Genomic DNA, 14,244 nt, shown 5'->3' on the forward strand with positions numbered 1-14,244 from the left:
GGCCCACCCCGGATTCAACCAGGTTCACGGGCCGCCGCGCAGAGGGCGAGGTCAGCGGAGGTAGCTGGAGGTGACGGACGGGGAGGGAGAGGAGGAAGAGAGCGAACCGGGGGCCGCGAGCAGGCCCGGGGTCGTGACGTCCGGGGCGGTGGACCAGGAGGTCAGCGCGACCGGATCGACGTCGGTGAACGGACGTATGAGCGGGGACATCACAGCGGCGCCGGCGACCACGGGTGCCGTCAGCGTGTGCATGACTTCCTGCGCATGGGCAGGCGGAGCGGGGACTCCGGGCAGCAGCGGCGCGGACACCTCGGTGGGCGCCACCGTGCTCTCGCCCAGCGTCCGCTCGCCCAGCGCGAGCAGCGGCCCGACGGACCGGCGTCGCTGCGCGTCAGGAGCCGTCGAGGCCCCCACGCCCTGCGAACGCGCCGGAGTCACATTGCTGCCGGACCCTGATCCGCCCCGCGCGTCCGCGGTGTCGGAGCCGGTGCCGGTCGACACCCCGCCGAGCGCGACCGCGGCCAGCGACACCGCTCCCGCCGCGACGAAGGCGAACCGCAGCCCGCGCGAAGCCGACCGCTCGGCCTCGTGACGGCTGACGTCATGGATACGGAAGCCGCGTCCCGAGGAAGGGGGCAGCACGTCGGCGTGCGGTTCGGAGGGGACGTAGCCGAAGGACTCACCCCGCACTCCGAAGATGCCGGTGCCGGCGGAGCCGCCGGGAATTCTTCCACCGAAGGCACCCCCGCCCAGCGGCGAGCCCATGCCCGCGTCGGAGTCGCCTCCGCCAGGAAGCCCTTGGAGACGGGCCAGGAAGCTCTCGGAGGGGGGCGGCGGGGCCATCTCCGCGAACACGTTCTTCAGTCGGCGCTGCGCTGCCGCCTCGGCCTTGCACTTCGCACAGGTGGCGAGGTGGGCCAGGACGCGCTCGCGCGACTCATGACCGAGCTCTCCGTCCACGAGGGCGGACAGGCGGTCTCCCAGATGCTGCTCAGCAGGTGTAGGAAGGGTTCCACTCACGCGGACGCACCCCCTCCTCCCAGCGCGGGCACACCGGTCACCGCGAAGCCGCGGCGCTCGGCACGGGCCTCGGGAGACCGGTGCGCGAGGGCCTTGCGCAGCTGCGAACGGCCACGGTGGATCCGGCTGCGGACCGTGCCGAGCTTGACGCCCAGGGTCGCGGCGATCTCCTCGTACGACAGTCCCTCGATGTCACAGAGGACGACCGCGGCGCGGAACTCGGGCGCGAGGGTGTCCAGCGCCTGCTGGACGTCGGCGTCGAAGTGCGCGTCGTTGAAGACCTGCTGCGGTGACGGCTCACGGCTGGGCAGCCGCTCGGCCGCGTCGTCGCCGAGGGCGTCGAAACGGATTCGCTGCTTGCGGCGCACCATGTCCAGGAAAAGATTCGTGGTGATGCGGTGCAGCCAGCCCTCGAAGGTGCCGGGCGTGTAGGTGGACAGGGAGCGGAAGACACGGACGAAGACCTCTTGGGTCAGGTCCTCGGCGTCGTGCTGGTTGCCCGTCAGGCGGTAGGCGAGCCGGTAGACCCGGGCGCTGTGCGTGCTGACGATCTCCTCCCAGGTGGGCGGAGTCCACGCTTGCGACTCCGCGTCGCTGGTGAACGTCGCAGTCTGCGCGGAGTCGGCGCTGTGGAAACGGTCAGCGGTGTTGGTCACGGATTTCGGCTCACCCGCCGACCTGAGAAAGCGCCGCAGCACTCCTCCCCGATCCACAGGCTCAGCCGCACCTCCCCTGTCGGCTCTGGTGGTGTCCAGCGGAGCCCCTACCATAGCCACCTCGCCCGTTAGCTCCGGATAAGCGGTTTTACGAGAAATTGATACACGCTGATTTCGCTGCGTGAGCACTTCCCCGGTGTCCTGATCCATGCGCTTCCCCCAGTGCGTTTTCCCCACCCCTCTAAACGCCTGGTCCCATCTGCGGGTTCCCGGCGCCAACGGATACAGTCACGGCCAGGCAACTACGGGGACAGGAGAGGGTCATCACCGGCAACCGGCAGCCAAGCTGGGCGGCGTTCGCCGACGCCTTTGTCGCCGAGGACGAAGCACTGCTCTGGGCCCGGGACCGGGCCCAGGACGCAGGGCTGCGCTCGGTGTCGCCCGGTACAGGCGCCGCGCTGCGGTTGCTCGCCGCCACCGTGGACGCGAAATCGGTGGCGGAGATCGGGACCGGGACCGGAGTCTCCGGGATTCATCTGCTCAACGGCATGCGGCCGGACGGGGTACTGACCACGGTGGATCAGGAGCCGGAGCGTCAGCAGTTCGCCCGTCAGGCCTTCCGCGCCGCCGGCTTCGCGAGCAATCGCGCCCGTTTCATCCCCGGCCGCGCCCTCGACGTCCTGCCCCGGCTCGCGGACTCCGGGTACGACCTCGTCTTCTGCGACGGCGACCGTCTGGAATGCCTGGACTACTTCGCTGAATCGTTGCGCCTGCTGCGTCCGGGCGGGCTCGTCGTCTTCGAGGGCGTCTTCGCGGACGGCCGCACGGTGGACTCCGGACCGCAGCCCGCGGAGGTCGGGCGGCTGCGGGAACTGCTGCGCGCGGTGCGCGAGAGCCAGGATCTGGTGCCCTCGCTGCTGCCGGTGGGCGACGGCCTGCTGTGCGCGGTCAAGCGCTGACCGGCAGCCCCAAACATCCCCTGACCAGCGGTTACGCTGATTTCTTACCCTCCAGATGCTGCTGCCCCGGCACCGCGTACGATGCCAGGGCAGCTGAAAAGGGTATGGTCGCGTCCCGCGTCAGCCGACGACCTTCTTGAGGGCGTCGCCGAGCGCGTCAGCCTCGTCGGGGGTCAGCTCGACGACGAGCCGACCGCCGCCTTCGAGCGGAACGCGCATGACGATGCCCCGCCCCTCCTTGGTCACCTCGAGCGGGCCATCGCCCGTTCGCGGCTTCATGGCCGCCATGCTCGTTCCCCTTCCTGAAACCAGCTCATCGTCGCCGACGGCCCCCTGAAGGGCACGCCCGTCCCCTCATAGGACAGACGTCACCGGCATCGAACACATTGCTTCCAGGCCATTATCCCGCATCTCAGGACCCGATGACCAACATCAGTCGGCATCGCTTGCGCAACGCGCTTGAGCAAAACCACTCAATTCGGCGATGTGACTGCGATACTGCGCCGCCGCATGACCTTCCAAGGTCACGAATTCTTTGACGCAGGTCACATGTCCGGGCGGCTCCGCTGTCAGTGATCTCCGTCATGCTGTCCTCGGAAGCGTACGTACCGGCGGGTAGGCCGGTGCGACGGAGCCGCGACATCGGAGGGGACCCACCATGGCCGACACCGTGCTCTACGAGGTGAACGACGGACTCGCGACGATCACGCTGAACCGCCCCGAGGCGATGAACGCGATGAACACGGAGGCCAAGGTCGCCCTCCGGGACGCGGCCCAGGCCGCCGCGTCCGACGACTCCGTACGGACCGTGCTGCTGACCGCTGCCGGTGACCGGGCGTTCTGCGTGGGCCAGGACCTCAAGGAGCACGTCGGCGGCCTGCACGCGGCGCGTGAGTCGGGCGCGGGCGAGGGCGTCATGAGCACCGTGCGGGAGCACTACAACCCGATCGTGCGCGCCCTGACCGGGGCGGCGAAGCCGGTGGTGGCCGCGGTGAACGGCGTGGCGGCGGGGGCCGGTTTCGGCTTCGCGCTCGCCGCGGACTACCGCGTCGTGGCCGATACGGCCGCCTTCAACACCTCCTTCGCCGGAGTCGCCCTGACCGCCGACTCCGGCATCTCCTGGACGCTGCCCCGGGTCATCGGCCCCGGCCGCGCCGCCGACCTCCTGCTCTTCCCGCGCAGCATCACCGCTCAGGAAGCCTTCGAGCTGGGGATCGCGAACCGGCTGGTGCCGTCGGGAGAACTGCGCGCCGAGGCCGAGAAGGTGGCCCGCACGCTGGCCGAGGGGCCGACGCTGGCGTACGCGGCGCTGAAGGAGTCCCTGGCGTTCGGGCTCTCCCACTCGCTCGACGAGACTCTGGAGAAAGAGGACGAACTCCAGTCCCGGGCGGGCGCGTCGGAGGACCACCTGATCGCGGTGCAGGCGTTCGTGAACAAGGAGAAGCCGAAGTACCTGGGGCGCTAGCTCCGCGGGCCTGGAGGCCTGGGGCGCCGGCCCCCGCGGGACGAGAGGGCAGGGGGGGTCAGCGGCCCCGGGCCACGCAGTCCGCCAGGTGGTCGTCGACCAGGCCGCAGGCCTGCATGAGGGCGTACGCCGTCGTCGGCCCGACGAAGCGGATGCCGCGCTTCTTGAGGGTCTTGGAGAGGGCGGTCGACTCGTCGGTGACGGCCTGGACGTCGGCCAGCCCCTTCGGGGCCGGGCGGGCGGCCGGGTCGGGGGCGAAGGACCAGATCAGCTCGTCCAGCTCGCCCGGTGCCCAGCCGGTCAGCACGCGCGCGTTGGCGACCGTCGCCTCGATCTTGGCGCGGTTGCGGATGATGCCGGGATCGAGGAGCAGCCGCTCCTTGTCCGCGTCGGTGAAGGTCGCCACCTTGGCGATCTCGAAGCCGGCGAAGGCGGTACGGAACCCCTCGCGGCGCCGCAGGATCGTGATCCAGGACAGCCCCGACTGGAACGCCTCCAGGCACAGCCGCTCGTACAGCGCGTCGTCGCCGTGGACCGGGCGGCCCCACTCCTCGTCGTGGTACGCGACGTAGTCCTCGGTCGACAGCGCCCAGGGGCAGCGCAGTGCGCCGTCCGCGCCGGCGAGGGCGTCGGTCACTGGTGATCCTCTTCAACGGGCTTGCGCAGCGAGGTGGAGGCGACCGAGGCCGACCTGGCGCCGTGGAGCGCCGCCTCCAGGTCGGCGATCCGGGCGTCCCGCTCACCGATCTCGGCGCCGAGGCGGCCGAGGGCGTCGTCGACGTCCGCCATGCGGTAGCCGCGGACGGCCAGGGGGAAGCGCAGCGTCTCGACGTCTCCCCTGTTCACCGGGCGGTCCAGGGGAAGCGGATCCGCCAGCCGGTCCGGCGCGGCCTCGGGGAGGGGCGCGCTCTCGCCGCCGCCCACCACGGCCACGGTCACCGCGGCGACCACCACGACGAGCGCGGCGACCAGGAACAAGAACATGAACATCGCTGAGGTCCCCACGCTCTGGTGCCGACGCAAGGGCGCGTCGGCGTGGATGGCGCTCCGGCGGCCTGCGCTGAAGCGGTTGGTGCTGATGCTGACAGTGTCGGGTCCGATCGTGCCATGCGAGTCTGACAGTTAAGGTCGCAGGCGGCTTATCAGCGGGACTTACTGGGAGAGGTCACAGGGGATGCTCAGGCTGGGCAAGCACGAATTCGACCCGCACGAGCCGGTGATCATGGCCATCGTGAACCGGACCCCCGACTCCTTCTACGACCAGGGATCCACGTTCCGCGACGAGCCCGCGCTCGCCCGGGTGGAACAGGCGGTGTCCGAGGGTGCCGCCATCATCGACATCGGCGGGGTCAAGGCGGGACCGGGGGACGAGGTGACCGCCGACGAGGAGGCTCGCCGCACGGTCGGTTTCGTCGCCGAGGTCCGCCGGCGTTTCCCCGACGTCATCATCAGCGTCGACACGTGGCGGCACGAGGTCGGCGAGGCGGTCTGCGAGGTGGGGGCGGATCTGCTCAACGACGCGTGGGGCGGCGTCGATCCGCGGCTGGCCGAGGTGGCCGCGCGGTTCGGGGCGGGCCTTGTGTGCACCCACGCCGGGGGCTCCGAGCCGCGTACGCGTCCGCATCGGATCACGTACGACGATGTCATGGCCGACATCCTCGGGGTGACCCTCGGGCTGGCCGAGCGGGCGGTGTCGCTGGGCGTGCCCCGGGAGTCCGTGATGATCGACCCCGGGCACGACTTCGGGAAGAACACGCGGCACAGTCTGGAGGCGACGCGGCGGCTGGGCGAGATGGTGTCGACCGGGTGGCCCGTGCTGGTCTCGCTCTCCAACAAGGACTTCGTGGGCGAGACGCTGGACAAGCCGGTGAAGGAGCGGGTGGTGGGGACGCTGGCGACGACTGCCGTGTCGGCGTGGCTGGGGGCGCAGGTGTACCGCGTCCACGAGGTCGCGGAGACCCGGCAGGTGCTGGACATGGTGGCCGCCATCGCCGGGCACCGCCCGCCCGCCGTGGCCCGGAGGGGGCTGGCGTAGGTTTTTTCGCCCCCTCCGCCCCTTCCCGTCCCGTATCCGGGGGCTGCGCCCCCAGACCCCCCTTTCGCGCTTCGCGCTCGTCCTCAAACGCCGGACGGGCTGAGAAGCAGCCCCTCCGGCGTTCTGCGTGCTACCGCCCGGCCTCCTTGGACACCAAGGACACCGCCTCGTCCACGTCGTCCGTCAGGTGGAAGAGCAGCAGGTCCTTCTCCGAGGCCTTGCCCTGGGCGATGAGGGTGTTCTTGAGCCAGTCGACCAGGCCGCCCCAGTACTCCGTGCCGAAGAGCACGATGGGGAAGCGGGTGACCTTCTGGGTCTGCACCAGGGTCAGCGCCTCGAAGAGCTCGTCCAGCGTGCCGAGCCCGCCGGGGAGGACCACGAAGCCCTGCGCGTACTTGACGAACATCATCTTGCGGACGAAGAAGTACCGGAAGTTGAGGCCGATGTCGACGTACTGGTTGAGGCCCTGCTCGAAGGGCAGCTCGATACCGAGGCCGACGGAGATGCCCTTGGCCTCGCAGGCGCCCTTGTTGGCGGCTTCCATGGCGCCGGGGCCACCGCCGGTGATCACGGCGAACCCGGCCTCGACGAGACCGCGGCCGAGCGCCACGCCCGCCTCGTACTCGGGCGAGTCCGCCTTCGTCCGGGCGGACCCGAACACGCTGATCGCGGGCGGGAGTTCGGCCAGCGTGCCGAAGCCCTCGATGAACTCGGACTGGATGCGGAGCACCCGCCAGGGGTCGGTGTGCACCCAGTCGGAGGGCCCTCCCGCGTCCAGGAGGCGCTGGTCGGTGGTGCTCGCCTGCACCTGACCGCGCCTGCGCAGCACCGGTCCCAGCCGCTGCTCCTCCGGTGGCCGCTTCTTGCCCTCGGGGTTGCCAGTAGCCATGTGTGCTCCCTCCGCTTGCGGGTCGTTCCACCCCAGCGTAGATCTCCGCCGGTTACGGAGGGGGGAAGCCGGCATGTCCGCCGGGCACCAGCACGGCGCAGCCGTGGTTCGGGCCCCTCTCAGGACGTCAGCCAGGCCCGCAGCCGCTCCTCGGCCTCCGGGATCGCGGAGGCCCTGACCCGCTCGTCGACCTTGTGGGCCAGGAGCTGGGCGCCGGGGCCGTAGTTCACCGCGGGCACTCCGAGCGCGCTGAAGCGGGCGACGTCGGTCCAGCCGAACTTGGGGCGGGCCTCGCCGCCGACGGCCGCCATGAAGGCCGCCGCGGCGGGGTGGGTCAGGCCGGGACGGGCTCCGCCGGTGTGGTCGTCGACGACGAACTCGTCCACGCCGCAGTCCGCGAAGTAGTCGCGCACGAAGGCCTCCGCCTCGGCCTCACTGCGGTCGGGCGCGTAGCGGAAGTTGACGACCAGGGTGCAGGCGTCGGGGATGACGTTGGTGGCCACGCCGCCTTCGATACGGACGGCGTTGAGGCCCTCGTGGAACCGGAGGCCGTCCACGACCGGCGTGCGCGGCTCGTACGCGGCGAGCCTGGCCAGGGCCGGGGCCGCGGCGTGGATCGCGTTGGAGCCCATCCACGCGCGCGCCGAGTGCGCCCGCTCCCCGGTGAACTTCAGGAACACCCTCAGTGTGCCCTGGCAGCCGCCCTCGACCTGACCGTCCGTCGGTTCGAGGAGGATCGCGAAGTCGCCGGCCAGCCAGTCGGGGTGGGCCTCGGACACGTGCTTCAGGCCGTTCAGGTGGGCGGCGACCTCTTCGTTGTCGTAGAAGACGAAGGTGAGGTCGCGGTTGGGGGCGGGCACGGTGGCAGCGATGCGGAGCTGGACCGCCACTCCCGACTTCATGTCGCAGGTGCCGCAGCCCCACAGCACGCCGTCCTCGTCGAGGCGGGAGGGCACGTTGTCGGCGATGGGGACCGTGTCGATGTGGCCGGCGAGGACGACGCGCTCGGCGCGGCCCAGGTTCGTCCGCGCGACGACGTTGTTGCCGTACCGGTCGACCGTGAGGTGCGGCAGGGCGCGCAGCGCGGTCTCGACGGCGTCCGCGAGCGGCTTCTCGCTGCCGCTCTCCGAAGGGAAGTCGACGAGCCGCGCGGTCAGCTCGGCGGCGTCCAGCGTGAGGTCAAGGGAGGTGTCGGCCATGCGGTCGACCCTAACGTTCACGGCTCCGCCCGCTCGACTCCGTTATCCACAGCCCACACGTACGTGACAGTAACCTCCAGTACCTTGTACGACGTGTCAGAGCCGTCCCCCACTCCTGCCAGGCGCGGCCGCTTCCTCCGCTTCGGAGGGGCCGTCGTGGTCCTGCTCGCGCTCGCGGGCTACCTCACGGTGCAGTACCTCACCGGAGGGCCGGGCATCCCCCGGTGCACGGTCGTCTCGGGCAAGAGCGACGACAGATCATACGATTTCACGCCGGAGCAGGCGGTGAACGCGGCGACGATCTCGGCGGTCGGCACCGACCGCGGCATGCCCGAGCGTGCCGTGGCCATCGCGCTCGCCACCGCGCTCCAGGAGTCCGGGCTGCGCAACATCAAGCACGGCGACCGGGATTCGCTCGGCCTCTTCCAGCAGCGGCCCTCGCAGGGCTGGGGGACGACGGCGGAGATCATGGACCCGACGTACGCGGCGGACATCTTCTACGAGCACCTGGCCAAGGTCGACGACTACGAGCGACTGCCGCTCACCGTCGCCGCCCAGCGGGTGCAGCGCAGCGCCTTTCCGGATGCGTACGCGAAGCACGAGCCGGACGCCACGATGCTGGCCGCGGCCCTGACCGGCCGCTCGGCGGCCGCACTGACCTGCCAGGGCCCCGCCGAGACGACCCCGGCCGGCGGCACGGACTCGGTGCGGGCCGCGCTCGTACGGGACTTCGGGCGTGGCGTCCTCACGGAGGCGGGAGCGGACGTGGGCGACGCGGGCGCCTCGGCCACACCGACGGCCGGTGCCTCCGACTCCCCCACCGCTTCCGCTTCCGCCTCGCCGACGACCGCGAGCCGGACGATGGTTCTTCCCGTGTCCGCGGACTCCGCCGCCGAGGGCACCGGCGGGACCACCGCCGTCGAGCGCGGCTGGGAGCTGGCGCACTGGGCCGTGGCCAACTCCGCGTCGCTGCACATCGAGCGGGTCTCGTACGCGGGGCTCGAGTGGACGGCCGAAAGCGCCGACAGCAAGTGGAGTTCGTCCGGCGCGAGCGCGGGTTCTGACGCGAAGGCGTCCACCGACGAGGTCCGAATCTTCACCGGGCAGTAGTACGGGTCCTCACTCGTTGGGGGGACGCGGTGCGAGTGGCGGCGGCGATGCGGGCGGGTTTCCGCACGGTCACTCTCGTTTCCGCCGAATCCCTTGAGAGCAAAGAGCCGTAAGGATTCGTCAGACTTTCCTCCCGGGTGTTCTTTGCCCGATTTTATCCGTAGCTGATAATGCGACGCATTGCCAACTCTTTACGTCCGGCCACCGCAACTTTCGACGGCTTCGAGCGGTAGTCACAGCGTCCGAGCCCGGAACGATCACCTTCGGTCGACAGCCAGTCGACAGTCCGCTCGTTCAACCGGTCGTTCGACCGGTCATTAGACCGATCCTTCAACCGGTCGTTCAACTTACGGGCCTGGATGGACACTTCACCGTTCTCTTCCGTCTAAGGAGCATCATGTCCCTCCCCCTGACCCGCCGGATCGCCCGTGCCGCGCTGCTCGTCGCAGCGGGAGCGGCAGCCGGGGTCGGTGCGGCCGGCTCCGCCAGCGCGGCCCCCGAACTGCCGGCCACCCCCAACCTCGGCGGCCTGACCGCCCTGGACGGCGCGAGCGTCGGCAACACGGTCGACGGTGCGGCTCAGAACGTGACCGGGGTCGCGGGCAAGTCCGGCGGCGAAGCGGTCAAGAAGTCGGTGCCGGCCGCGGGCAAGACCGGCGGAAAGGTCGCCAAGACGGCGACGCCGGCCGCGCAGCAGGTGGCCGGGGACACCGCGGGGCAGGCCGGGAGTCTGCTCGGTGAGACCGCCAAGACGGCGGGTGGTGGCCTTCCCACCGACGCGGTCACCAAGGGCGGACTGCCGACCGACGCCGCCAAGGGCGGACTGCCCACGGAGCAGCTCCCGCTGAAGGGTCTGCCGCTCGGCTGACACCCGCTCCGAACGGTTACGGGGGTCCGGGGAAGCGCTCTTCCCCGGACCCCCGTTTCGCTTGCCCTCAGGAGCGGCCGACTACCGAGCCAGTCGTGCCACCGCTGCCGCCACCCGCTCGTCCGTCGCCGTCAGTGCCACGCGTACGAAGTTCTCGCCCGCCGGGCCGTAGAAGTCGCCCGGGGCGACGAGGATGCCCAGGTCGGCGAGGTGCGCGACGGTGGCCCAGCAGGACTCGTCGCGGGTCGCCCAGAGGTAGAGGCTGGCCTCACTGTGTTCGATGCGGAAGCCGTGCGCCCGCAGCGCCTCCCGCAGGGCCGTGCGGCGGGCGGTGTAGCGCTCGCGCTGTTCGCGGACGTGGTTGTCGTCGGCCAGGGCGGCGACCACGGCTGCCTGGGTCGGCGCGGAGGTCATCATGCCGCCGTGCTTGCGGATCTGGAGCAGGTCGCCGAGCACCGCCGGGTCGCCCGCGAGGAACGCGGCGCGGTATCCCGCCAGGTTCGACCGCTTCGAGAGCGAGTGGACCGAGACGATCCCCTCGTACGAGCCACCGCACACCTCGGGGTGGAGCACCGAGACCGGGTCGGCCTCCCAGCCCAGTTCGAGGTAGCACTCGTCGGAGAAGACGAGGATGCCGTGCTCCCGGGCCCAGGCGACGATCCGGGCGAGTTCGGCCACCGAGAGGACTCGACCCGTCGGGTTCGAAGGGGAGTTCAGCCAGAGCAGCTTCAGATCCGTCGGGTCCAGGTCCGTCGGGTCGTCGTACGCGACGTGGTCCGCCCGGGCGAGGCGGGCGCCGACCTCGTACGTCGGGTAGGCCAGCCGGGGGTACGCGACCTTGTCTCCGGGGCCCAGGCCCAGCTGGGTCGGGAGCCAGGCGACCAGTTCCTTGGAGCCGACGATCGGGAGCACATGGCGGTGGGTGATCTCCCGTGCGCCGAGCCGTCGTTCCACCCAGCCGGTGAGCGCGTCGCGCAGTTCGGGCGTGCCCCACACCGTGGGATAGCCCGGCGAGTCCGCGGCCGCCACCAGAGCCTTCTGGATCAGCTCGGGCACCGGGTCGACCGGGGTGCCGACGGACAGGTCGACGATGCCGTCCGGGTGGGCGGCGGCCGTCGCCTTGTAGGGCTCCAGCTTGTCCCAGGGGAAGGCGGGAAGCCGGTCGGTGACTGCGGACACGGGTGGGCTCTCTTTCTGAGGCGCACGGCGGTCTGGGAGCCGTACACACCGCTGGTACTCGATGGCACTCGCTGTGCTCACAGCCCCGGCAAACGCCTCGGTCCCGTACAGCGACCAGGGCAAGCAGGCCGTACGGGACCGAGGCGGCGCGTGTTCGGGCCGCTTACTGGTTCTGCGGCGGAAGCCCTGCGACGAAGGGGTGGTCGCGCTCGATCAGGCCGAGCTTGCTGGCGCCGCCGGGCGAGCCGAGCTCGTCGAAGAACTCGACGTTCGCCTTGTAGTAGTCCTTCCACTCCTCGGGAGTGTCGTCCTCGTAGAAGATCGCCTCGACCGGGCAGACCGGCTCGCAGGCTCCGCAGTCGACGCATTCGTCCGGGTGGATGTACAAGGACCGGGAGCCCTCGTAGATGCAGTCGACCGGGCACTCCTCGATGCACGCCTTGTCCTTGACGTCGACACAAGGCTGCGCGATGACGTAGGTCACGCTGTCGTTCCTCCTCGATAGGGCGCTGGCGGGCCTCCGTAGGCTCCGCCGCCTGGCGCGCGGGAGCGCGGCGTCGTCGATGCCCGCACCTAGTATCTCCGTTCTTGGTCCTGATCCGAACAGGAGGGGTGAACAGACCTGTGGAAATCTCCGCGACCGGCCGCCTCGTGGTCCGCATCACCGCTGCTGACGTGGGCAAACGTGTCTCTGTTCGGCGGCGGTACGAGGATGCCGCCACGGGGGAGAAATTCACTGACACGGTGGGTGTTCTCACATCATGGGACGACGGTGTGTTGACGATCACACGCCGCACCGGCGAGCACGTCAGTCTCCCGGAAGCCGCGCTGGTCGCGGGCAAGGTCGTACCGTCCGCTCCGGCGCGGCGGCGCGGGCCGGCCGCCTCGTACGAGGAGTTGGCTCGGGTCGCCGCGCGGGCCTGGCGGCCGGTGGAGAGCGAGCGGCTCGGCGAGTGGGAGCTGCGGGCGGCCTCCGGGTTCACCCGGCGCGCCAACTCCGTGCTGCCGCTCGGCGATCCCGGCCTGCCGCTGGACGAGGCGCTGACGTGCGTACGGGACTGGTACGCCGCCCGTGGGCTGCCCGCGTACGTGCAGACCGCCACCGGGGCCGAGGGCACGCAGGAGCTGCTCTGCGCCGAGCTGGAGGCGCGCGGGTGGGCCCGTGAGGTGACCGCCGAGCTGTGGACCGGGGCGCTCGCGCCGGTCGGCGACCGGGAGGCTCCCGGCGTCACGCTCTCCCGGGAGGCGGACGCGGCCTGGCTGGACCGCTACCAGCGCAAGGGGCTGAGCGAGGTGGCCCTGAAGGTGCTTGGGAGCGGGCCCTCGGTGTGGTTCGCGACGGTGCCGGGCGCGGCCGGGGCGGCTCCGGCCGCGGCCGGGGCGGCTCCGGCCGCGATCGGGCGGTGTGTGGTGGACGGGCGGTGGGCCGGGTTCGCCGCCGTCGAGGTCGACCCGGCGCACCGGCGCCAGGGCCTGGCCGGCGCGGTGATGGCCGCGCTGGCCCGGCGCGCCCTGGACGAGGGCGCCTCGGCGGCCTGGCTCCAAGTGGAGGCGGACAACACGGCGGCACGGGCGCTGTACGCGGGGATGGGATTCGGCGCGCATCACGCGTACCACCACTACCGGGCGCCGCAGGGGCAGCGGACACCCGAGGGCGGTGCCTCCGGGCAGGGGCCGGTTCCCGGTGACGAGCGGAGCGAGGGCTCCGGGCAGCGAACGACCCCCGGCGACGAACGGCGCGCGGACTCCGGGCAGGGGCCGGGTCCAGGCGACGAGCCGCGCAGGGACTCCCGGCAGCGGCCAGCCCCCGGCGGCGAACAGCGCACGGACTCCGGACAGCGGCCAGCCCCCGGCGGCGAACAGCGCAGGGACTCCTCGCAGGGGTCGCTCTCCGGTGGGAGTGGTGGGCGAACGGAACGAATGTCCGGCGGCGACCGGTATCGATCGGCGTGAACGGGCACGAAGCTGCTATGCGTCCCCCTCATCCCCCGGAGCCGGAGCGGGCCGCCGAGGTGCGGCGGCGGTTCCGTGTGGAGGCACGGGCCGAGCGGCCCGATCTGGCGGTGCTGTGTCTGCTGGTGGGGGCCGCGGCGGACGGCGGCCTCGACGAGGCGGGGATGGACAAGGCGCAGATCGAGCTGGACCGGCTGGCGGGGCTGCTGCCGTTCCGGCCCGGCGGGCCCCGGTCCTGGGCGGCCGCGCTCGGTGAAATCCTCGGCGGGCGCTGCGAGTTCCGCGGCTCGCCCGGGGACTACCAGCGGCTCGGTTCCTCCCTGCTGCACGAGGTGCTGCGGCGACGGCGCGGGCTGCCGATCCTGCTCTCCGTAGTGTGGATGGAGGTCGCTCGGCGGGCCGGGGCGCCCGTGTACGGAGTCGCCCTGCCGGGGCACTTCGTGGTCGGTTTCGGGCCGCCGGAGCAGCAGGTTCTCGCCGATCCCTTCGACGGCGGCCGGGTACTCACGGGCTCCGACGCGGAGTTGCTCGTCGCGGGGGCGACGGGGGCGCCGCTCGACCCGGCGATGCTCTCCCCGGCCGATCCGCTCGATGTCGTGCTGCGCGTCCTGAACAACATCCGTGCGTGGGGGGCCGCTCGGCCCGAGCGGTCCGATGTCTCCCTGCTGGCCGTGGAGTTGTCGCTCCTGTTGCCCTCGCATCCCGCCCGGCTGCGATACGACCGGGCGCAACTGCTGGTCCAGCGGGGCGATTTCCTCGGCGGGGCGGGGGAGCTCGACGCCTATGCGGATGTCGTGGCCGCCGTTGATGAAGCGGCGGCGGACCGCGTGCGAAGTCAGGCGCTTGCCGCGCGGGCGCGGCTCAACTGAGTCGCCCGTGCGCCGTACGGGGTTGTGCCGTCGCGCGACCGC

General features: G+C 71.4%; 15 protein-coding genes and 1 pseudogene. 7 read left to right on the top strand and 9 right to left on the bottom strand.

The window, feature by feature from the left end; translation table 11 throughout:
* Window positions 1–51 precede the first annotated feature (51 nt).
* Window positions 52–1,020 carry a zf-HC2 domain-containing protein gene (locus ACIBLC_RS18975; RefSeq protein WP_399212124.1) on the bottom strand — a complete coding sequence of 323 codons (969 nt, stop codon included), beginning with the start codon at window positions 1,018–1,020 and terminating at the stop codon, window positions 52–54.
* Window positions 1,017–1,718, bottom strand: coding sequence for an RNA polymerase sigma factor SigE (sigE, locus tag ACIBLC_RS18980; RefSeq protein WP_399212204.1), 702 nt, complete (start codon window positions 1,716–1,718; stop codon window positions 1,017–1,019). The genes ACIBLC_RS18975 and sigE overlap by 4 nt, the downstream gene beginning before the upstream one ends.
* 215 nt (window positions 1,719–1,933) lie before the next feature.
* Between sigE and ACIBLC_RS18985 the strand changes: the two genes are divergently transcribed.
* The gene (locus ACIBLC_RS18985) at window positions 1,934–2,635 is read left to right on the top strand and encodes an O-methyltransferase (protein WP_399212205.1); all 702 of its coding nucleotides are present in this window, start codon (window positions 1,934–1,936) and stop codon (window positions 2,633–2,635) included.
* A 120-nt stretch (window positions 2,636–2,755) separates the two neighbouring features.
* Here ACIBLC_RS18985 and ACIBLC_RS18990 read toward each other — a convergent pair whose 3' ends face one another.
* Window positions 2,756–2,923, bottom strand: a complete 168-nt coding sequence (locus tag ACIBLC_RS18990) for a DUF3117 domain-containing protein (protein ID WP_003966491.1) — start codon at window positions 2,921–2,923, stop codon at window positions 2,756–2,758.
* A gap of 370 nt (window positions 2,924–3,293) precedes the next feature.
* On the opposite strand from ACIBLC_RS18990, the gene ACIBLC_RS18995 reads away from it, so the two are divergent.
* Window positions 3,294–4,100: an enoyl-CoA hydratase/isomerase family protein gene (locus ACIBLC_RS18995; protein WP_399212125.1), complete on the top strand. Its 807-nt coding sequence runs from the start codon at window positions 3,294–3,296 to the stop codon at window positions 4,098–4,100.
* Between the two features lie 58 nt (window positions 4,101–4,158).
* Here the strand turns inward: ACIBLC_RS18995 and ACIBLC_RS19000 are convergent, their stop codons facing one another.
* Entirely contained in the window at window positions 4,159–4,737 is a 579-nt protein-coding gene (locus ACIBLC_RS19000; protein WP_399212126.1) for a DNA-3-methyladenine glycosylase I, read from the bottom strand.
* Window positions 4,734–5,090 carry a DivIVA domain-containing protein gene (locus tag ACIBLC_RS19005; RefSeq protein WP_399212127.1) on the bottom strand — a complete coding sequence of 119 codons (357 nt, stop codon included), beginning with the start codon at window positions 5,088–5,090 and terminating at the stop codon, window positions 4,734–4,736. The genes ACIBLC_RS19000 and ACIBLC_RS19005 overlap by 4 nt, the downstream gene beginning before the upstream one ends.
* A gap of 184 nt (window positions 5,091–5,274) precedes the next feature.
* Between ACIBLC_RS19005 and folP the strand changes: the two genes are divergently transcribed.
* Window positions 5,275–6,135, top strand: coding sequence for a dihydropteroate synthase (gene folP, locus ACIBLC_RS19010; RefSeq protein ID WP_399212128.1), 861 nt, complete (start codon window positions 5,275–5,277; stop codon window positions 6,133–6,135).
* A 130-nt stretch (window positions 6,136–6,265) separates the two neighbouring features.
* Here folP and ACIBLC_RS19015 read toward each other — a convergent pair whose 3' ends face one another.
* The gene (locus tag ACIBLC_RS19015; protein ID WP_399212130.1) at window positions 6,266–7,024 is read right to left on the bottom strand and encodes a TIGR00730 family Rossman fold protein; all 759 of its coding nucleotides are present in this window, start codon (window positions 7,022–7,024) and stop codon (window positions 6,266–6,268) included.
* A gap of 119 nt (window positions 7,025–7,143) precedes the next feature.
* Window positions 7,144–8,223: a succinyl-diaminopimelate desuccinylase gene (gene dapE, locus ACIBLC_RS19020; RefSeq protein ID WP_399212131.1), complete on the bottom strand. Its 1,080-nt coding sequence runs from the start codon at window positions 8,221–8,223 to the stop codon at window positions 7,144–7,146.
* Window positions 8,224–8,316: 93 nt separating this feature from the next.
* Here dapE and ACIBLC_RS19025 point away from each other — a divergent pair, with 93 nt between their 5' ends.
* The gene (locus ACIBLC_RS19025; protein ID WP_399212132.1) at window positions 8,317–9,333 is read left to right on the top strand and encodes a heavy metal transporter; all 1,017 of its coding nucleotides are present in this window, start codon (window positions 8,317–8,319) and stop codon (window positions 9,331–9,333) included.
* A gap of 397 nt (window positions 9,334–9,730) precedes the next feature.
* Window positions 9,731–10,201 (top strand): ATP-binding protein, encoded by a 471-nt coding sequence (locus ACIBLC_RS19030; RefSeq protein ID WP_399212133.1) that lies wholly within the window; start codon window positions 9,731–9,733, stop codon window positions 10,199–10,201.
* An 81-nt stretch (window positions 10,202–10,282) separates the two neighbouring features.
* Here the strand turns inward: ACIBLC_RS19030 and ACIBLC_RS19035 are convergent, their stop codons facing one another.
* Together ACIBLC_RS19035 and fdxA are read right to left on the bottom strand one after the other, a co-directional pair.
* Complete coding sequence (locus ACIBLC_RS19035; RefSeq protein ID WP_399212134.1) at window positions 10,283–11,380, bottom strand: bifunctional succinyldiaminopimelate transaminase/glutamate-prephenate aminotransferase; 1,098 nt, start codon at window positions 11,378–11,380, stop codon at window positions 10,283–10,285.
* 163 nt (window positions 11,381–11,543) lie between these two features.
* Window positions 11,544–11,864: a ferredoxin gene (gene fdxA, locus ACIBLC_RS19040; protein ID WP_006346810.1), complete on the bottom strand. Its 321-nt coding sequence runs from the start codon at window positions 11,862–11,864 to the stop codon at window positions 11,544–11,546.
* A gap of 140 nt (window positions 11,865–12,004) precedes the next feature.
* Here fdxA and ACIBLC_RS19045 point away from each other — a divergent pair.
* Window positions 12,005–13,027: pseudogene (locus ACIBLC_RS19045) on the top strand (GNAT family N-acetyltransferase); the annotation flags it as partial.
* A 323-nt stretch (window positions 13,028–13,350) separates the two neighbouring features.
* Window positions 13,351–14,202 (top strand): transglutaminase-like domain-containing protein, encoded by an 852-nt coding sequence (locus ACIBLC_RS19050; RefSeq protein WP_399212135.1) that lies wholly within the window; start codon window positions 13,351–13,353, stop codon window positions 14,200–14,202.
* Window positions 14,203–14,244 lie beyond the last annotated feature (42 nt).

The sequence above is a fragment of the Streptomyces sp. NPDC050535 genome (assembly GCF_044457665.1).
GTDB lineage: Bacteria > Actinomycetota > Actinomycetes > Streptomycetales > Streptomycetaceae > Streptomyces.